Origin of the sequence: Treponema berlinense, assembly GCF_900167025.1 — a bacterium.
In the GTDB taxonomy this organism is placed as follows: domain Bacteria; phylum Spirochaetota; class Spirochaetia; order Treponematales; family Treponemataceae; genus Treponema_D; species Treponema_D berlinense.
In genome coordinates this window covers 87,582-106,636 of record NZ_FUXC01000002.1, presented here as the reverse complement: position 1 = coordinate 106,636, position 19,055 = coordinate 87,582, and the positions used below count along the sequence as shown (strand labels likewise).

General features: G+C 39.4%; 17 protein-coding genes. 8 read left to right on the top strand and 9 right to left on the bottom strand.

From position 1 onward, the window contains the following. Positions 1-121: 121 nt before the first annotated feature. Positions 122-835 (bottom strand): flagellar filament outer layer protein FlaA, encoded by a 714-nt coding sequence (locus tag B5D47_RS02360; RefSeq protein ID WP_143592584.1) that lies wholly within the window; start codon positions 833-835, stop codon positions 122-124. Then, positions 835-1,596: a flagellar filament outer layer protein FlaA gene (locus B5D47_RS02355; protein ID WP_078930225.1), complete on the bottom strand. Its 762-nt coding sequence runs from the start codon at positions 1,594-1,596 to the stop codon at positions 835-837. The genes B5D47_RS02360 and B5D47_RS02355 overlap by 1 nt, the downstream gene beginning before the upstream one ends. Before the next feature lie 251 nt (positions 1,597-1,847). Between B5D47_RS02355 and B5D47_RS02350 the strand changes: the two genes are divergently transcribed. Beyond that, on the top strand, positions 1,848-2,846 hold the full coding sequence (locus B5D47_RS02350; protein ID WP_078930224.1) for a class II fructose-bisphosphate aldolase: 999 nt from the start codon (positions 1,848-1,850) through the stop codon (positions 2,844-2,846). A gap of 196 nt (positions 2,847-3,042) precedes the next feature. Here B5D47_RS02350 and B5D47_RS02345 read toward each other — a convergent pair whose 3' ends face one another. Next, the gene (locus tag B5D47_RS02345; RefSeq protein ID WP_143592583.1) at positions 3,043-3,576 is read right to left on the bottom strand and encodes a hypothetical protein; all 534 of its coding nucleotides are present in this window, start codon (positions 3,574-3,576) and stop codon (positions 3,043-3,045) included. A 254-nt stretch (positions 3,577-3,830) separates the two neighbouring features. Here B5D47_RS02345 and infC point away from each other — a divergent pair, with 254 nt between their 5' ends. From infC to B5D47_RS02315, 6 genes are read left to right on the top strand one after another with little or no spacing between them, the layout of a single operon-like run. Next, a complete protein-coding gene (infC, locus tag B5D47_RS02340; protein ID WP_078930222.1) occupies positions 3,831-4,358 on the top strand; it encodes a translation initiation factor IF-3 in 528 nt (175 codons plus the stop codon). Between the two features lie 19 nt (positions 4,359-4,377). After that, positions 4,378-4,578: a 50S ribosomal protein L35 gene (gene rpmI / locus B5D47_RS02335; protein WP_078930221.1), complete on the top strand. Its 201-nt coding sequence runs from the start codon at positions 4,378-4,380 to the stop codon at positions 4,576-4,578. 25 nt (positions 4,579-4,603) lie between these two features. After that, on the top strand, positions 4,604-4,963 hold the full coding sequence (gene rplT, locus B5D47_RS02330) for a 50S ribosomal protein L20 (RefSeq protein ID WP_078930220.1): 360 nt from the start codon (positions 4,604-4,606) through the stop codon (positions 4,961-4,963). An 18-nt stretch (positions 4,964-4,981) separates the two neighbouring features. Continuing rightward, a complete protein-coding gene (locus B5D47_RS02325) occupies positions 4,982-5,485 on the top strand; it encodes a cell division protein ZapB (RefSeq protein ID WP_078930219.1) in 504 nt (167 codons plus the stop codon). 21 nt (positions 5,486-5,506) lie between these two features. Next, entirely contained in the window at positions 5,507-5,806 is a 300-nt protein-coding gene (locus B5D47_RS02320; protein WP_078930218.1) for a cell division protein ZapA, read from the top strand. 12 nt (positions 5,807-5,818) lie between these two features. Further along, entirely contained in the window at positions 5,819-6,304 is a 486-nt protein-coding gene (locus B5D47_RS02315) for a DUF188 domain-containing protein (protein WP_078930217.1), read from the top strand. A gap of 5 nt (positions 6,305-6,309) precedes the next feature. On the opposite strand, the gene B5D47_RS02310 is transcribed toward B5D47_RS02315, so the two are convergent. The 6 genes from B5D47_RS02310 to B5D47_RS02285 form a co-directional block, all read right to left on the bottom strand. After that, positions 6,310-7,566, bottom strand: a complete 1,257-nt coding sequence (locus B5D47_RS02310; protein ID WP_078930216.1) for an HD family phosphohydrolase — start codon at positions 7,564-7,566, stop codon at positions 6,310-6,312. 103 nt (positions 7,567-7,669) lie between these two features. Then, a complete protein-coding gene (locus B5D47_RS02305) occupies positions 7,670-8,494 on the bottom strand; it encodes an SAM-dependent methyltransferase (RefSeq protein WP_078930215.1) in 825 nt (274 codons plus the stop codon). A 2-nt stretch (positions 8,495-8,496) separates the two neighbouring features. Beyond that, positions 8,497-9,666 carry a glycoside hydrolase family 3 N-terminal domain-containing protein gene (locus B5D47_RS02300; protein WP_234969877.1) on the bottom strand — a complete coding sequence of 390 codons (1,170 nt, stop codon included), beginning with the start codon at positions 9,664-9,666 and terminating at the stop codon, positions 8,497-8,499. Positions 9,667-9,794: 128 nt separating this feature from the next. After that, positions 9,795-11,834, bottom strand: coding sequence for a methyl-accepting chemotaxis protein (locus tag B5D47_RS02295; RefSeq protein WP_078930213.1), 2,040 nt, complete (start codon positions 11,832-11,834; stop codon positions 9,795-9,797). Between the two features lie 237 nt (positions 11,835-12,071). After that, the gene (gene leuA, locus B5D47_RS02290) at positions 12,072-13,742 is read right to left on the bottom strand and encodes a 2-isopropylmalate synthase (protein WP_078930212.1); all 1,671 of its coding nucleotides are present in this window, start codon (positions 13,740-13,742) and stop codon (positions 12,072-12,074) included. 200 nt (positions 13,743-13,942) lie between these two features. After that, positions 13,943-16,117 (bottom strand): DUF4954 family protein, encoded by a 2,175-nt coding sequence (locus tag B5D47_RS02285; RefSeq protein ID WP_078930211.1) that lies wholly within the window; start codon positions 16,115-16,117, stop codon positions 13,943-13,945. Positions 16,118-16,256: 139 nt separating this feature from the next. On the opposite strand from B5D47_RS02285, the gene B5D47_RS02280 reads away from it, so the two are divergent. Further along, positions 16,257-19,055 (top strand): insulinase family protein, encoded by a 2,799-nt coding sequence (locus tag B5D47_RS02280; RefSeq protein WP_078930210.1) that lies wholly within the window; start codon positions 16,257-16,259, stop codon positions 19,053-19,055.

Sequence of the window (19,055 nt, the reverse complement as noted above, 5' to 3'; positions counted from 1 at the left end):
GCCACTAATGCCCCTCACGCAAAAAAAACGGGACTATCCAAAAAAGCCAATTCTCAGTAATTCATACAAACCACTTGGAATAAAACTTTTAGAACAGTCCCTTTTTAAGAAAGTCTATCGACTACCAGTCATCCATAATATCATCTTCATCACGGTTTTCAACGTCATAAAGATCAGTTACGGCATTCAAAGCATCAAAATAAACATAGTACTGACCGCGGGCAAGAGCCGGATCACAGTCAATTCTAAATCCAAGAATACGAAGTCCTGGTCTAATTCCATTATAAGCGCTCTGCTGGATAATTCCATGTTCTCCATCCGGAGTCGGAGGAATTGCAACAGTCATCTTTCTCCAGCCAGAAAATGCAAGATTTCCCATGTAAAGTTCAAAGTTGTTTCCAAAATAATCCTGAACCAAAAGATAAAGGCTATGTCCCATATTGCGTCCTGCAACCCAAACAGAAACAGTCTTTGTAACGCCTTCAATCGGAATTGGACGGGCAGAGCGGACAAAGAAAGAATTTACACCGCGTCTGAAAAATTCAACTTTAACGCCCAAAACTTTTGAATCTTCCGCTTCTTCTTCACCTTTTACAGGCTCCTTCATTGCAGGAGAACCGTCAAAAAGGCGGCTCGAAATTACACCAAAATCCGGAGAAATCGAAGCATTCCAAGAACCTTCAATTTCAAATTTGTCTACAGAAATTTCACGGAGAGCCTGTTTTGCAGAATCCGCACCGATAATTGTCGGATCAGGATCTGAAAGGCTTGAATTCTGTGCAAAAGCAATACTTGCCGCTGCCAATGTAAAAATTACAGAAATTAACTTTTTCATTATTTTGCATCCTCACTGCTTGAGCTTGATGATGAATCACCAAAATCAATATCTTTAAGTTCATATCCATCAAAAATATTGCTCAAAGTATTTGTCGTATATTTAAGCTGATCGAAGAAGATGTTAAAATCATCTACAAATTCATCTGGATCAGTGCGTACTCTAAAACCAACAAACATCATTGTATCAGGACCGCTGCGGAGTCTTGAGTGCTGACGGATTGAAGTTGGAACTGTTACGATAACATTTTTCCAGCCGTTAAACGCAAGGTTTCCTGCAGGAAGAGTATGAACGCGGCCATCAGAGTCACGGACAAGAATATCGATGTAATAAAGATAGTTCGCGCCCCAAACCCAGAAATCAATCTGTGTACAAGTTCCAACAAAAGGAATTTCGTAAGGTTTTCCATCAACTTCAGGATAAAGTTCAAACCAGTTTTCTCCCTTGCGGGCAAATTTAGTTTTTATACCGAGAACCTTAGGCTCAGCATTTTTATCTCTATTTAAAACTCTAAGAGAATTTGGCTGTCCAGGCACAAAATCTTTTTTCGGAAAGCCTTCTTCAATGAAACGGCTTGTCTGAACACCCCAAGTCCACAACTCAGTACCAGCCATATTCTGGTATGCATTTTTTTCACCTTTATTGTCAAAATCATCAACAATAAAAGTTTCTACCGCCCTGCTGCTTGGCTGTGCAAATACCGGAGCACAGAATCCAAAAAGAAGAGCAAGACTAGTTAAAGCAACAACGCTTTTTTTCATCTAAAAACTCCTTCATGCGTATTACTTGATAATACGACAATTTAGTTATCGGCATTATTTTCTAAAATAATTATACAACATTTCAAATTATATTTTTCTCTTTGTCCTTTGTCAAACTCTTTTAGCATCATTATTTTCTAAAACCCAAAAACTTTACACAAATCTGCGCATTTTCTTCTTAACTTGATTTTTCGTTTCTGACGCTGCATAATAAAGACAAGAGAACAACACCAATGGAGGCGTAAAAGTTTATGGTAAATTACAAAGATTTAGGACTCGTAAACACCCGCGATATTTTCGCGAAGGCAATAAAAGGCGGATATGCAATTCCTGCCTACAACTTCAACAACATGGAACAGATGCAGGCAATTATCCAGGCCTGTGTAGAAACAAAATCTCCTGTAATTCTTCAGGTTTCAAAAGGCGCCCGCCAGTATGCAGACAAATTCATCCTCAGAAATCTTGCCCGCGGCGCAGTTGAATACGCTCATGAACTCGGCTGCGATATTCCAATCGTTCTTCATCTTGACCACGGTCCTAACTTTGAAGTAGCAAAAGACTGTATCGACAACGGCTTTTCTTCAGTTATGATTGACGGCTCTTCACTTCCATACGAAGAAAACATTGCGCTCACAAAACAGGTCGTTGACTACGCACATAAATTCGACGTTACCGTAGAAGCAGAACTCGGCGTTCTAGCCGGAGTTGAAGACGAAGTAAGCGCGGCAGAAAGCCACTACACAAAACCAGAAGAAGTCGTAGACTTTACACGCAAAACAGGCTGCGATTCCCTCGCAATTTCGATTGGAACCTCTCACGGCCGCTGCAAATTCACTCCGGAGCAGTGCACACGCAACGCCGACGGAATTTTAATTCCACCGCCACTCGCATTCGACGTTCTCGCAGAAATCGAAAAACAGCTTCCAGGATTCCCGATTGTACTGCACGGCTCATCTTCCGTACCAATCCAGTATGTAAAAATGATTGAACAGTACGGCGGAAAAATTCCAGATTCCGTGGGAATTCCTGAAGAGCAGCTCCGAAAGGCAGCAAAATCAGCCGTTTGCAAAATCAACATCGACTCAGACGGCCGCCTTGCAATGACAGCAATTGTCCGCAAAGTCCTTGCAGAAAACCCGGGCGAATTTGACCCTAGAAAATACCTTGGACCTGCCCGCGACGAGCTCAAAAAAATGTACATGCACAAAAACATCGACGTTTTAGGCTCAGCAGGACACGCGCTCGACTAGGATTTGCCGCTTCTTAATAAAAAAAGGCTGTTCAAAGCAAATGCCAGTTTTTTACAGGCACTGCTTTTGACAGCCTTTTTGTTTTTTTCAGGCGCAAATTCTGCCGTCCAGCGTTTCTCCGTGGTTCGGTAACCCTCAGTCCTTCGGACCGGCTTTGCCGCCACTGCGGAACGGAGCGCATTTTTCTTAAAAAAAACTATTTTTTCAACTTAAAGCCAAATCTAAAAAGACACAAAACTGAAAAAACAGCGCAGACAGAAATCCAGATCCACCAGTCAAAATCAAAATAATAAAGAGTCATAACAAGCGAAGCAAAAACGGACTCAGCCAAAATCAAAAAACCGTTAAGCACAAATTTTGCAGACCTGCCTTTCAAGTTCAAATAAAAAGCCTTGACGTCCGTCTCAAGCGCAAAAACTGCCAAAAGGAACATCACCGGCAAAACAAAAAGCACAAAGAACGAAAACTCCGCAGTTTTTGTAAAAATCCAAAACGGAACATAAACGCACAAAAAAGGAAGAAGAAAATACAAAAAGCCGTCGATTCTTACCTGCCATTCATCGTTCGACCACAAAATAAAAAACACAAAAAACAGGGCGGGAATAAAAAAACTAAAAATCCACTGCAACAAAAAGAAAAACGCAGGGTCAGTTCCCTGATATTCCGGAACAAAAATACAGAATTCAAAAATTGCACAGAGCGCGCATCCGCTCAAAGCGCCAAAAAGCACAACTAAAAAACGGCTTTTTAAGTATTCAAAACCTAATCTTTTATAATCAGAACACGCCTTAAAAAAAGTTACTATTGGAAACAATAAAAAAGGAAACAAATACATAGGTGTAATAAAAAATATCAGCAAAGTTCTATTTTTTCAATATATCGGATACAAAAACAGAGAAAAAACAACTAGACAAAGAATCTCAGAATTTGATATTATGTAAAGACTTATTGATACAAGTGTTTTGTAAAACACTAGGAGGAACGTTGGCAGACATTAAAGGTTTAAGAATCAATGAACAGATTCGTGTTCGTGAAGTTCGTTTGATTGATGGTGAAGGTGAAAAGAGTGAAGTAAAAATTATTTCAACTCGCGACGCACTGGAATTAGCAAAAGAGAGAAATCTCGACCTTGTTGAAGTGTCCCCTAACGCAAATCCACCGGTTTGCAAGATTCTTAACTTTGGTAAGTATCGGTACGAGCAGGAAAAAAGACTCCGTGATTCCCGCAAGAACCAAAAAGCCCTTAAGAACAAGGAAATCCGCATGCAGCCAAAAATCGGCGCAGGCGACCTTGACACTAAGGCAAAACACATTCAGGAATTCCTTGATGACGGTAACAAGGTAAAAGTAACGATCCGTTTCCGCGGACGTGAACTTGCCCACACAGAACTTGGATTTGATGTCCTGAAGGAAGTAGAAAAAAGACTTCGTGAAGGTTCATACGTAATCGAAAAGGCTCCAGCAATGGAAGGCCGTTTCATGTCTATGACCTTAAATTCGAAAGTCAAGTAAAGGAATGAGGTAAAGTAAAATGCCTAAGATGAAGACAAAGAAAGCCTCAGCTAAGAGATTCTCTCTTACTGGAACTGGCAAAGTAAAGTACAAGAAAATGAATCTTCGTCATATTTTGACTAAGAAATCACCAAAACGTAAGATGCACCTTCGTGGTGCTGGAATTCTTTCTGAAGATTCAGCAGCAAGAATCCGCAAACAGCAGCTTCCATACGGCTAATAACCGCTAATTAAAGGAGAATAAAATGTCTAGAGCAATAGATGGAACAAAACGCAATAACCGCCGTTCAAAGATTCTTAAACTCGCAAGCGGATTTACTGGACGTCGCGGAACAAACTACAAAGCAGCAAAAGACGCTGTTGTAAAGGCTCTTCGCCACGCTTATGTTGACCGCCGCGACCGCAAAGGCGATTTCCGCCAGTTGTGGATTGCACGTATCAACGCAGCAGTTCGTGATGAAGGTCTTTCTTACTCACGCTTTATCGATGGTCTTAACAAAGCAGGTGTAACATTGAACCGCAAGGCTCTTTCAAACATGGCTATTGAAGACCCGGCAGCTTTCAAAGCTGTTGTTGAAGTTGCTAAAAAAGCACTCAGCAAATAATTTTACGGAGACGTAAAAATGATTTCACTCGATCAAGTCATTCTTCTTGAAGAAAAAGTAGAAAATGCTGTTGCGAAAATCGTACAGCTTAATGCGGAAAATGCTGCTTTGCGTAGAAAATGCGCAGAGCTCACAAACGCACTTTCAGCAAAAACGGAGCAATTTTCTAGTTTTCAGACAGACCAGGGCAAGATCGAGGAAGGAATCTTAAAGGCGCTTGAACGTTTAAATGCTGTAGAAAATGCAGTTCATACGGCAACAGCAGCCGTTCAAGCGTCTGTACAAAAACAACCGCAGATGCCGGTTCAGCAGGCAGACAAAACTACAGAACAGGCTTCAGTTCAAAATCATTCAGAACAAAAAAACACAGAAAACAATTCAATTCAAGAAGAGCCTGCCCAGCACTCGTTTGATACGGCAACTCCAGTTCAAGCCCAGCAGCCAGAACAGGAAAATTCAGTTAAAAACGAAGAATCTTCTGAAACACCAGAGACAATTCAGCCGTCATTTGATATTTTTTAATCAACCAAAAAAGGCAGTTTAATGGGAACATTGAAGATAGAGCTTTTAGGAACATCTTTTTCAATAAAAGCAAGTGAAGACGATGACTATCTCAAAAAGTTGCTTGGCTATTATAAAAATATCGTGGACGAAATTCAAAAAAGCGGAATGTTAAAATCCGAGCTTCACATTTCAATTCTCGCAGGAATAATGCTCTGCGACGAGCTCTACAAAGAAAAATCAAAAAGCGCAGTTTCTCAAAAACCTTCGCTTAGCAACGAAAAAGCAGAAAAACTGGCTTCCGAAATGATAAAAAAACTTGATCAGGTTTTAAAAGCATAGGTTACAAAAAAAATGTATTCTTTTTTCATCTGGATAGATGCCGATTCCTGCCCTCTTCCTGTAAAAAATTACGTAATCGACATGGCAAAAGCAAAAAACTTAAATGTTAGTTTTGTCGCAAACCATGAAATTTCCCATCCAAAAAACAATCCTCTTTTTAAAATGATTATCTGCGAAAAAAAGGAAGGTGCCGCCGATAATTTTATTTTTGAAAATGCAGAAAAAAACGACATTGTAATTACGAGGGACATTCCGTTTGCAGGACGGCTCGTAGAAAAAGGAATCTTCGTAATGAACGACCGCGGAACGGTTTTTACAAAGGACAATATACACGAACGACTGAGCGAAAGAAATTTCAATCTCAATCTTGCACAGCTTGGGCTTTCAGAAAAAAATGCAAGCCGTTACGGCAACAGAGAATTAAAAAAATTTGCAGACTGTTTTGAACGAAAAACAAGCCAGCTTATCGTAAACGAAAATTTTTCAAAAAAGAACTAAAAATATCAGTCAATGTCCTCAACAGAGCCATTTGCCACAAACGCAGAATTGATTGCAATAATCCGGTCTTTTATCTGCAAAAAAGCCTTTACCAGTTCTGGATCAAACTGATTACCAGAAAGTTTTTCAATTTCAAAAAAGGAATCCTCCAGAGACCAGGCGCTTTTATAGGCGCGTTTGTGGCTTAAAGCGTCAAAAACATCGGCAATCGAAACAATTCTCGCAGAAAGAGGAATTTCCTCGCCTTTTAAGGGTTTTGCCTGAGGAATAGCCATTCCTGGCTCATATTTTGAAAAATCAAAATCTCCAGGATAACCTTTGTCCTGACCGTCCCACCATTCGTGATGTCTCAATGCAACATCGCGGCACATTTCTTCGAGGGCGGATTCAGGTTCATTAAAAATCAAGGCTCCGGCGCAAGTATGGCCTTTCATAATGTTGCGCTCGTCACAAGTCAAGCGCGGCGTTATTTTTTTGAGGATTGCATCTTGAACGGCAACTTTTCCAAAATCGTGGCATTTTGCGGCAATCTTTAAATTATCGCGGTATTTTTGCTGTTCAAAAAATGGAACGTTATTATTCGCTGCCCAGCGGTCATAAATTTCAATCGCAAACGAAGAGACTCTTTCGACATGCTTAAAAGTTTCTTTCGGATCCCGAAACTGCGCCATAAGCTGAAGCGATTTTATCATATTTCCGATAAGGCGGGCGTGTTCCAGAGCCTGAACCGCACTTGCCGCAAAGTGAGTAATATAAAGCTCAGAATCGGAGTCAAAAGGAATTACATTTCCGTTTTCATCCTGCGCGTTTATAATCTGGAGAACTCCAAGAATTTTTCCGCTGGCAATTTTTAAAGGAATACAAAACATTGAGGTTGAGCGATAGCCTGTTTCTTCGTCCGTCGCCCTGTTGAACGAAAACGGCACGTCTTCAGAAAGGTTATACGCATCGGCAATATTTACAGGTTCTCCGGAAACTACGCAGTAACCGGCAATCGATTTTTTTGAAATAGGAAAAGAAAAAGAAACATAAGGAATTTTTGAGCCGGCAGGAACAGTTTTTAACTGGGTATCATTTTGCGCATATTTTATTCTTAAATTATTTCCTTCAACTACATAAATTGAACCGGCATCTGCATGAACAATTTTTCTTGCTTCCGTTAAAATTCTTTCCAGAAGAACATCCAAATCCTGAATTTCATTTAGCATTCGCTCCATTTCGATAAGGCTCTGAAGTTTCTGTTCCTTTGTAGTTGAAGACATCTCTTTCCTCTCAATTTTTAAAATAAACCATCAACATTTTAACACTTAAATTTAAGTTCTTCTATTATTTTAGTATTTTAGCTTCATTATTTTGTTCATTTTTTTATATTTTATGCAAAAGCGAAAAATAAAGAGGCCCTGCTCCATTGCAGAAATCCGGCAAAACATGGCTTCCAAATTCTGTTTTTTCGCCCTCAGGCAAAACCGCATTGCAAAAACCGCTTACATCTGAAGAAATTTTTGGCTCGCAAATTTCCACATCATCAAATTTTTTTAACAGTTTTTTTATAATATTGTCATTTTCGTCCGGATTAAGGGCACAGGTTGAATAAACCATATAGCCGTCCACATTGAGCATGCGCCAGGCAGAGGACAAAAGCGACCACTGGGCGATTGCAAGAGTTTTTATTCTCGACGGCGACCAGTCTTTTAAATAATTCAAATCGCAAAGAACATGCCTTTCGGAAGAACATGGAGCGTCGAGCAAAATTCGGTCAAATCTGTTTGATTCAGCAAGACAAAGTGTAGCTCCGTCTTTGCAGATTACATTGACACGTTTTTTTACATTTTCTGGAAGACAATTTTGCACAGAATGAAAAAGGCGTATTTTGCGCTCAGGAGAACGTTCATTTGCCAAAAGTCCGGCATTTTCTTCCATACAGCTTGCAAGGACAATTGTTTTCCCTCCAGGAGCGGCGCACATGTCCAAAACAGTCCTGGCATTTTTTAATGGAAGAGTTACAGCAGCGCGAACAGAAGCACTGTCAAGAAAATAACTTTCGCTTCCGCCGGCATTAAATTCCGTAAGCTGGTTTTCGCCGTAAAGAGATGACTTCAGCAAATTCCATCTTGAACCAAAAATTTCTGAATAATATGAATCAAAGCCTTCGGCTCCAGAAAGTTTATTTTTTTTGTCTTTTTGTTTCATTCTTAAAAATCCGCAGCAACAACCTTAAAAGCCGGAACTTTCAGTTTTTTGCCGTCTGAATCAAAATCAATCTGCCTAAGTTCCAAAACTCCGCCCTTAATTTTATATTCAATTATTTTTTGAACGCTTTTTTGAATTTTTTGATTAAATTCTTGAGATTCAGATGCTTTTTTGAGTAAAATTTTTGCAACAGAACCAAAACGCTTTTCGCTCAGCATAATTATATTAACACCGGCCTCAATCGCCCTAATCGCCGCATCTTCGCTCAAAAAACCATTGTCCGCCAAAGCGCCCATAAAAATATCATCGCTCAAAATAAGCCCCTCAAAACCAAAATCCTCCCTCAAAACTTTTGTTACCCAAAATTTTGAAATGCAGGCCGGAATTGAAGAATCGCAATAAGAAGGATCATCTTCAACGGTAATTCTCGCATGACTCATAAGAACAGAAGAAGACAGAGGAAGAAGCTTTTTAAACGGCTCAAGAAGTTCATTTTTAAGTCTTTCCGAAGAAATTTTTATTTCAGGAAGACCTGTATGAGGATCGGTATTTGAATTTCCCGGAAAATGCTTTAAAACCGTCGCAATTTTTTGATTTTCAAAGGCATTTATTTCCAAAGGCGCATAAAAAAGAACTTTTTCAAGAGAACCAAAAGAGCGCGTGTCCAAAAAACCGGAATTTTCCAAAGTCTCGACTTCAACAACAGGCGCAAGGTTCAAGTTAAAACCGAGTTCTGCCATTTGACTGGCCTGTTTTTCATAAAGCTCCCGGGCTTTTGCCTCATCGAAATTTTGAGAAATATATTTTTCTGAAGGAAAATTTCCGGTAATTTTTCGGAGACGGTTGACTGAACCGCCTTCCTGATCAACCGCGATAAACGGAAGAACGTTGTTATTTTTTGAATAAAATGAATTTATAGACTTTATAAACGAACGAACCTGCTCTTTAGAATCCGCAATATTATAGCTAAAAAAAAGACAGCCACCAGGAAGAAGAGGCTCGCCTTCGTTTTTTTTGCCATAAAGCGAACCTGTTTTTTCGACAGGAAAATAATTTTTGTTTCCTTCGATGTTAACCAAAAAAAGCTGAGAAATCTTTACGTTTTCTGGCAACTGGCTTACAAACTGTTCGATTGCAGTTTTTTTTGAATCTTGAACTGCAATTTCGTACAATCTTTGCTTTTCAGCCTTTGAAGCGCAGGATAAAATAAAAAAAGAAGTCAAAAACAGCGGAAAAATTTTCCAAATTTTTTCCGCTGTTTTTTTTGTTTTTTTCAGATTTGAATAACAATTCATGCCGGTTAAACTTTAAATTTGAGAAGCATTTCGTCAACTGCGGACATCGCATCTTTTGTTTTTGCAGCAAGTTCGCTTACAATCTGGGTTGCCTGGCTAATCTGCTTTGAACCGGCGGCCATTTCGTCCATGCTTCCCATGACAGTTGAAGAAATCTGAGTTACGGCCTGCATGTCTTTGTCGATTTTTACAAAACCGTCAGAAAGCAATTTTGAACTGTCATCAACAAGAACGGACTCATCCTTCATATTTCCAAGAGCTTCCAGAATCTGAGAAGAACCGCTTGTCTGCTCTTCCATAGCATTTGAAATCTGAGAAACGAGAGGATCAACGACATTTACCTGATTGTCGATATTTTCAAAACTTGACTGAGAAAGGTCAGAGAGCCGTCCGCCTTCGCTAATCAAATCGGTTATATCCTTGATATTTTCTTCGATTGCCTTTGCCTGCGCGCTAGAATTTTCTGCGAGCTTGCGAATTTCGTCCGCAACAACTGCAAATCCTTTTCCGGCTTCGCCAGCGTGGGCAGATTCAATCATCGCATTCATTGCAAGAAGGTTTGTCTGAGAAGAAATCGACTTGATTGTGTTATTTGCATCGGCAAGAACGAGAGATTTTTCCTCAACCTGCTTAATAACATCGGAACAAGCCTTAACGTTTTCTGCGCCTTCTTTAATAAGCCTTTCAAGGTCAGAGAACGAAGAAGACATTTTTTCGGTGGAATCAGTTACAGAATGAATATTTCCAATCATCTGTTCAATCGCAGCGGAAGATTCTGTAATATCAGAAGTCTGGGCAACAATATTTTCCTTAAGCTTATTCATAGAATTGCTTGAATTTTCAATAACGCTGGAAACATTTTGAACGGCATTTACCTGATTTGAAGACTGATTTTTTACAGATTCAATATTTGCCATAATCTCGGCAGTAGCGCTTGCTGTTTCCTGAGAACTTGTACCAAGCTCCTGAATAACCGCCTTAATATCGCTAGCGCGCAAATTCAAATCTTTCATCAGCTGCTGAAGCAAAGCTATAAATTTGTTTACGCCGGAAGCCAAATCTTCAAATTCATCGCCGCCGCGTTCCGGAAGACGAACAGAAAGATCAGCTTCTCCGCTCGAAAGATTAATAATCGCTTTATTTGTTCTCTTTAACGGTTTATAAACGAAAATCCAGATGAGAATCAGAGTTACAATCATAACAACAATCGTGTTTATGATATTTGCAACAAGGACAATTGATTTTATGCCGCTGATAGATTTATAGATTCCGGTAGCTTTCTGGGCAACAAGAATCTTGCAATCGTCAAGTTCGGAAAATTCCCAGCAGTGCGCAACATAAGTTGTAGAACCTATACCGTATTCCCCAACCCAAGTATCATCATCTTCCATATCGGCAAGAACATCGGCAGGAACACTTTGTCCGAGAAGAGGTTTTATCGTAGACGCAACAACCTTATTTTTGTAGATAATCGCAACATCGCAGCCAACTTTTTCAGGCATACGATCCAAAAAATCAGAATCGCTCAAATTCGTAGTAATTTCCACAGCGGCAACAACTTCGCCGTTAACATAAATCGGACGGCAGGAATCAGTTGTCAAAAGTGAACCCGAAATCATTTTCAAGTTAGAAACCGGATTTCCTTCCAAAGCAGCCTGAACATCGTCATTTACAACTGCGCCATGAGCATATTCCGAAGGAGAAATCAAATTTCCGTCAGTATCAAAAATGGCGATAAATTCCAAATCAAGCGATTCAAAAGCCATTTTAGAAACTTCATTGACAGCATTTGCCGCGTTATTCGTAAGAATTCCAGAGAAAAAACTAGAAGCAAAATCTGCAACGCTGTCACCATAAACCAGCTCTTCATTTATAAGATCTTCGACAATAAACCTGTTGCTGGCAACGTCTGCCTGCATATTCTGAATAAGCTTTGTCGAAACAATTTTTACAAGTCCCAAAACAAGCACAATTGCAGAAATACCCAGAACAAGGATAACAGGACAAACCAACTTAAAGAAAATTGAACGGATACGAAGTTTCATTTATATACCTCAGATTACAATTCTATCTAAATACTATGCAAGTGTCAAAAAAAAGTTGATAAAAAGCAACATATCAAAAAAGTTTTTATTTTTAAAGGACGACACGTTTCTTAAAAAAATGTCCGGCGTTCAGCCAGACATCATACTCAAAAACCGGCTGCTACAGGTTCGCTCACGCTCATTGCCGCGGCAAAACAGTTTGCCGCTACAACTAAAGCCTTTCGCATCCGGCGTAAACTACTGGTTTAAGGCAGAAACAACAGCCGCAATTCCGGCTCTTCCAACGTTGCTTGATTTTCCTACACCCCAAACCTGTTTTCCGTTTTCTTCCATAATTTGAACATAAGCAATAGCCGAAGTATCTGAACCTTCGCCAACAGAATGCTCGTGGAAAGCAGTAATATTAAAATTAGGGATTTTTGTTTCGCGGAGAGCTGCAACAAAGGCATCAAGAGGTCCGTTTCCTTTTGCACCGATAGAAATCTGTTCTCCGTTGCATTTTATTACGCCACGGACAGAAACAACCTCTTCCGAACCGGAGCTTCCAACCATCGTCGTTGCAAGATCGATAATTTCGAGATTAGATTTATTTTCGAGCCATTGTTTTTCAAAAAAGTGCAAAATTTCTTCAGGCTTAAGCTCGCGCTGGGCTTTGTCGCTTTCCGATTTTATCAAATTTCCAACAGCCGGCTGCATTGCCTTTGGAACAGCATAGCCAAAATTGTGCTCCAAAATAAAACTTGCGCCTCCCTTTCCAGACTGAGAATTGATTCTGATAATTCCTTCGTATTTGCGGCCAATGTCTTTCGGATCAATAAGAAGATAAGGAACATCCCAAACTGCGTCTTTTGGCATTTTATCGCGTGCAGAAAGTCCTTTTGCAATAGCATCCTGGTGTCCGCCAGAAAGAGCCGTGTATGCAAGACCGCCGGCATAAGGAGTACGTGGAGGAATATCCATTTTTGTAAATTCCTGATAAGAATCCGCAATTTCCGGCAAATCAGAAAAATCAAGTTCTGGATCAACACCTTCCGCAAACATATTGAGGGCAACAGTCACAATATCGAGGTTTCCGGTACGTTCACCGTTTCCAAAAAGACAGCCTTCAACACGGTCAGCGCCTGCCATAAGGGCAAGCTCGCACGAAGCGACTCCTGTTCCGCGGTCATTGTGGCAGTGTGTCGAAATTACAACATTTTCGCGGTCAGAAATATGCTCTGAAAAGTATTCGATTGAATCCGCATAAACATTCGCGGTATAGCACTCAACTGTAGTCGGCAGATTAAAGATGATTTTTTTGTCTGGACTTGTTCCCCATTCATTTTTTACGGCTTCGCAGATTTCAACTGCATAGTCAAGTTCTGTCATTGAAAAACTTTCCGGAGAATATTCAAGGCGAATTTTATTTTGTTCTTCTTCCGGCAAATCTTTCATGCATTCTTTTATGCATTTTACGCCGTCAACAGCAATTTTTATGATTTCTTCTTTTGATTTATTAAAAGTATATTTGCGCTGAGCCGGAGATGTTGAATTGTAGATATGGAAGATAACATTCGGAGCACCCTTGATTGCTTCCATTGTGCGGCGGATTAAATGTTCACGGGCCTGGCACAAAACCTGAATCGAAACATCGTCTGGAATATGATTTTCTTCGATAAGACGGCGGCAGAATTCAAATTCAGTATCGCTCGCAGACGGAAAACAAATTTCAATTTCCTTAAAGCCAATTTTTACAAGAAGGTCAAAATACGCTAGTTTTGTTTCAACTCCCATCGGGTCGATTAAAGCCTGATTTCCATCGCGCAAATCAACGGAACACCAAACAGGTGCTTTTGTAATACGCTGATCCGGCCACTTTCTGTTCTTCAACGCCGGCTGAATAACCGGTCTGTACTTTGATGCGTTCATTTTTCCCCCTATAATCCGCAAAAATATCCGCGGATAAAAAAAAGACCCGGCGCCTAAAGCACCAGGTCTTCTAAATGCAAAAATAATATTCTACACTACCCGACTTGCTTAGGCCTTAATGAGAAAAGTTTCTAGCTGTAGAAGTAGTGATAAAGAATTCATATTTTTATTATGCAGTTTTGTAAAAAAAATTGCAAGACTTAATCTATATTAAAGAGATTAAGTAAGGCTTCATTAAATTTTTGAGTTTTTTCTTTCATTTCTGTCAAAAACTCATTGTCCTCAATTTTTCCAAGAACTGCCGCCATTTCCTCGTCATTGCGGAAAGTTATTTTTCTAAATTCATCGATAAAGTCTTTTTCGCGGGACGAATGAGCCGCATTCAGCATTTCGTTGCTTACCAGAGTAACGTCGCTGATAATATCGTTGAAAATTTCTGGCGTAAAATTCCGCACTTTCGTCGAATAAAGCCTTTCCAAAAGATAAATCGCGTAGTTAGTCCGGTAAATCAGATATTCTTTTTCGCATTTATCGTAAAAATTGTGAACTTGCCGCCAGTTTTCAATTTTGTGCGATTTAATATTTTCAAAAAGCTCTTCGATTTTTTTCTGGGGAATTATCTGGCCTCCAACATTGAGCCATTGCGTATAAAGCGGAAACTGGGTCGTAATAACTTTTAATTCCTCGCGATCAATACGAGTGTTGTAAAGCGCGCAGTAGTCAACAAGAACAGAACAGGCAAAATATTTGATGATTTTCCGGTACATTTTATACGCACGGATCGGCTTGTGAATTTCCGCTCCGTATTTTTTTTGAGATTCAGGGTCGCACAATGTAAATTCAACTTCAGAATTTCGATGAAGGAAATCTTTCGTAACATTATAAAGTTCTTCCGGCGATTTTGCATTTACGGCTTTTTCCAAACCTTTTTTTACAAGATATTCTCCAGTCAGTTCAATTATCCGGCTGAGCGCACAGACAACTTCCTGGATTGAATCAGGCGCAAGCGGATCTGTTTCAATGTGCTGAACTTTTACAAAACGTTTGTCGCGCTTAAAGAATTTTGACTTGTTGCGGGAAATTGCATACATATTGTACAAAAACCAGTATGCAGGAATAATCGTTATGCATTTCTGGTCGCCGTTCGATGCAACGAGAGAAAAAGGATATTTTATATTCAGTTCGTGCTGATAGCTTCCCTTTGAAACAAGCGTAAAACTTGCAAAACGGGAATTATGCTTAAAATCAGAACAAAGTCCCGGCCAGAATCCTCTTCCTGCAAACATTTCGCCGTCAGGAGAGCGGGAATTGTGGTTTGAGCCGATTGTAGCTCCAGAAGCGATATTAGACTGACCGCAAATCGTAGAAGCGATAAGAAACGAAGAATTGTGATGCTGCTCGTGAAATGGAAAAATCAAATTGTTTAAAATTTCGCAGCAACTTACGGTAGAATTATCGCCCAAAACAGAATTCAAAAGCCTAGCTCCGTACTTTAACTGACAGTTTCTGCCGATTACAAACCTTACTGCAACCGCCTGATAAAATACTTTTGAACCAAATCCTAAAATTCCGTTTACAAGCTCAACGCCTTCACCAATCTGGCTCGGCTCGTCTTCGCTCGAAAGAACAGTGATATTTTTTAGCTTGAATGCGCCTTTTATATAACAATGCGCGCCAATTTTTGCGTCTTTTATCAAAGTTGAATTTTTTATGACGGCATCGTTCTCCACAATTCCAAAAGTGTCGAGTTCTTTTGACTGGCCATATTCGGTAAGCTCAACAAAACGCTTTTGCAATTCAGAATCTTCTCTATAACGGCTCCAAATGTAAGCGTCGGCAGGAATCATGTCTTCAAAAGGCAGAATCGCCCTTCCGTCATTTTCGTTTCCAACTCCAATCCATATTCGGACTTTTTCGGATTCGCCGTTTTTTAAAATTCCATTGCCGAATTTAGAATGGTTTGTACAGCTCATTTCCTGCACATTAAAAATAATTGAACGCGTACCGATTCTGTAATTTAAAAGATAGGCAGCATTTCTTATTACAACATCATCTTCCAGAACAACATTTTCCACATAAGAACTGTAGATTCCTGTATCGAGAACAAGGTCGTGAAATTTCAAGGTTGAAGGAACAAGCCTGCCCAAAATTAAAAAACCATGGATTTCTGAAGAGCGGATCAAATTCGCGTCAAATTCTCCGTCCTTTGCGGAAACAAAAACATTCTGCCACAAACTGTCGCTGTTCGTATTTCCGTTTGCTTTTAAAACTGCAATTTCCTGCTCTGTCAAATGTCTTTTTGACTTTAAAATTTCAGCAAGATTTTCAGGAATTTTTGTTTCTGTTTTTTTTTCTTTTAATGTAATTACCGGCATTTTTCCGTTATCCTCTTCTCCGCAACAAAATGCGTCTAAAAACCGCAGCCTTTAGAAATTCGATGAATTTTAACTTTTTTATTCTACAGAAAATACCAAAAAAATAGAACTGTTCGTCTAAATCTTCTATAATCGAACTATGAATTTTTCTTCACTTTTTTGCAATTTTTTCAAAACAAAAAAATTTTTTGCAGGAATTCTGTTTTTTTTAAACGCATTTTTTTTATTTTCATTTTCTCAAAGCGACATAAAAACATTTACGCTCGAAAACGGTTTTAAAGTCTTTTTTCTGGAAGATGAAGCGACCGCCACAGTCAGAATCGAACTGAACATAAAAGCCGGAACAAAAAACCAAAATCCACAAAACGCCGGATTTTTTTCGCTTTATGCAAATCTTCTGGGACTCGAAATTTCTCCAGACTGCGTAAAAATCGAAAAGACAGTGGCTCCTGCCCAAACCGAAAAAATTTTCATCGGCCTTGCAGAATATTTTAAGCCGAATTTTATTTCCGACAAAAAACTGAACGAAGAACTAAAAAAATCCCAATTTTCTCTCAAGGAGTTTGCATCTTCGCCAGCAGGATTTATAAACCAGGCAATCGACAGCAGAATTTTTTATGAAGAGCCGTGGAAAACAGAAAGCGGAATTTTTCCTAAAACTTTTAATTCAGTTTCAATAAACGAAGCGCGCACGATTTTAACTCAAATTCACGATGAATATTACAGTCCGCAAAACGCAATTCTCTACATAAGCGGAAACATAACAGAAAAGACAGCACTTTCCCTGGCAAAAAAATATTTTGAAAAGCCAGTCCGCCGCCCACAAAATCATTTTTCCGAAGAAAAAAAATTTAAAATTTCAGAAAACCAGAAAATTCAGAAAAAATTTGTAATTACAGACGACCAGCTTTCGCTGGATTTGACGCAAATTGTACTTCAATACACGGATTTTTTTCCAGAAGAAGCGGAATTGATGGCTGCCGTTTTTAACAAAAATAATTCGTCTTTTAAAAAACTGCTTTTAAAACAAAGAAATCTTGCAATCCGCTCTCCACAATACATGGACGTTTCGTCCGTTCCGAAAAACAGCCGCGAAAGGCTCATAATCCAGGCAATTTGCGAAAAAACAAAGGTTGGACCTGCGGTTCAGGGAGAACTTTTTTTAGAAATGTCGCAAGAAAAAGAGAGAATTTCCTCTCAAGAAGCAGAATCCGTTCTCCGGGAAATAAACAGTTCATTTGCAAAAATTTCTGACAACTCTACGCTTCTTATGAAAAACCTTGCAATTTTTAACCGGACAAGCGGCGGTCTGGCGGAAGATTTTTTTGCCAAAAACGACAAATTGAATTCGATTTCTGCCGAAAAGCTCAACGAATCCTACGAAAACGCAAAGCCTTACGTTTTTATTCTTTGCAATACAAAAAATTACACAAAACACGCGAATGAATTTAAAAAATACGGCTACGAAAGAATCACCCAAAAAAACGGCGCCTGGTACCTTTTGCCACAATACAAAAATTTCATAAATGAAGAAAATTTTCAAGATAAAAAAGAAAACCAGCCGTCAGAAGAAGACTTTAACTTTTCTGCCAGACGATTTATTCAAAAAAGCAGGGAAGAATTCTCTCAATTCACCTTAAAAAACGGAATTCCGGTAACAATAAAAAATTCTTCTTCAAAAAATACGGCAACCGTAATGCTTTCGATTGCAGGCGGAGAACTGCTTTTTGCAGAAAAAAATGCAGGACTTGCTTCTGTGCTGGCAAATTCGCTTTCGGCAATGATTCAATGGCAACTGGACGAACTTTATAAAACCGGAAAACTAAACTCGCAGGCAAGCGTAAACGCCCGGACAAATTCAGAAAATTCTGTTTTGACGGTGAACTGCTCGGCAAAAGACATAAACGCCTGCCTCGAAGCAATGGCTTACTGCACGATTTTTGGCGACATAAGTCCGGCTCTTGCAGACGGAATCAGTTACGATTTACGCACACAATGGCGGATAAAAACAGGCTCTGCGGATTTTCAGCTTTTGTGCGAAGCCGCAAGAACAATATACGAAAAACCGGTTTCCGCTCTTTACGAGGACACAAAAGATAAACCGGCTCAGATGGAATTTACAGAAATTCAGGCGGCATATCCCAAAATTTTAGACTGCACCAGATTTTCGATTATTTTGACTGGAGGAATTTACCAGAGCGAAGAATTAAAAGCCTCGTTAAATTCAACTTTTGGAGAACTGCAAAGCCTTTCCCAGACACAAAACATTCAGTTAAAAGTAAAAAAACTTCCGCTTCCAAAAAAAATAAAGAGAATTCCGCTCCGTCACCAGTTTTTTACAGACGTAAGCGCCGACAAAGCAGGTCCTAGACCGGCGATTTTAGTTCCGACGACAGATTTTTCCGATCCTCTTTTGTTTATGCTCGAAACGCCGGACATTTCTTCGACCGACAATGCGATTTTTAACGCGCTTCTCTATTTTCTAAAAGACAGTCTTCAAAAAAAACTTGAAGAATTCGGGCAGGAAGCAAAGGTTTTTCCAGCAGATTCGGATTTGCCTTATGCAAGAATCGTAATTACAAAAGTCAAGCATTATCTTCAGACAGAAAAAATTTACGAGCAGGCAATAAAAGAGATTTCTCAGGAACTCAAAAAAATAATAAACACCGACACTCACGGTTTTAAGGATTTAGAAAAAGATGATTTTTTATCGGAGCTTGAAAATCAGTGGATTATAAACGAACTTGAAAAAACTTCGACAAACGAAGGAACCGCATTTTTAATTCAAAAAGGGCTTTCGTCCGGCAATCCGGAATTATATCTAGACCAATACGAAGCCGTAAGCAAGGCAACGGCAGAAGATTACTATCTTGTTTTTAGTTCGTATCTGGAAGATTTTCCGCGGATGAGAATTTATTCCGCTGACACAAAAAGATAA

Coding starts and splice junctions, on each gene's coding strand:
- B5D47_RS02360 (WP_143592584.1), bottom strand. CDS start 835: ATGAAAAAGTTAATTTCTGTAATTTTTACATTGGCAGCGGCAAGTATT.
- B5D47_RS02355 (WP_078930225.1), bottom strand. CDS start 1,596: ATGAAAAAAAGCGTTGTTGCTTTAACTAGTCTTGCTCTTCTTTTTGGA.
- B5D47_RS02350 (WP_078930224.1), top strand. CDS start 1,848: ATGGTAAATTACAAAGATTTAGGACTCGTAAACACCCGCGATATTTTC.
- rpmI (WP_078930221.1), top strand. CDS start 4,378: ATGCCTAAGATGAAGACAAAGAAAGCCTCAGCTAAGAGATTCTCTCTT.
- rplT (WP_078930220.1), top strand. CDS start 4,604: ATGTCTAGAGCAATAGATGGAACAAAACGCAATAACCGCCGTTCAAAG.
- B5D47_RS02325 (WP_078930219.1), top strand. CDS start 4,982: ATGATTTCACTCGATCAAGTCATTCTTCTTGAAGAAAAAGTAGAAAAT.
- B5D47_RS02320 (WP_078930218.1), top strand. CDS start 5,507: ATGGGAACATTGAAGATAGAGCTTTTAGGAACATCTTTTTCAATAAAA.
- B5D47_RS02315 (WP_078930217.1), top strand. CDS start 5,819: ATGTATTCTTTTTTCATCTGGATAGATGCCGATTCCTGCCCTCTTCCT.
- B5D47_RS02310 (WP_078930216.1), bottom strand. CDS start 7,566: ATGTCTTCAACTACAAAGGAACAGAAACTTCAGAGCCTTATCGAAATG.
- B5D47_RS02305 (WP_078930215.1), bottom strand. CDS start 8,494: ATGAAACAAAAAGACAAAAAAAATAAACTTTCTGGAGCCGAAGGCTTT.
- B5D47_RS02295 (WP_078930213.1), bottom strand. CDS start 11,834: ATGAAACTTCGTATCCGTTCAATTTTCTTTAAGTTGGTTTGTCCTGTT.
- leuA (WP_078930212.1), bottom strand. CDS start 13,742: ATGAACGCATCAAAGTACAGACCGGTTATTCAGCCGGCGTTGAAGAAC.
- B5D47_RS02285 (WP_078930211.1), bottom strand. CDS start 16,117: ATGCCGGTAATTACATTAAAAGAAAAAAAAACAGAAACAAAAATTCCT.
- B5D47_RS02280 (WP_078930210.1), top strand. CDS start 16,257: ATGAATTTTTCTTCACTTTTTTGCAATTTTTTCAAAACAAAAAAATTT.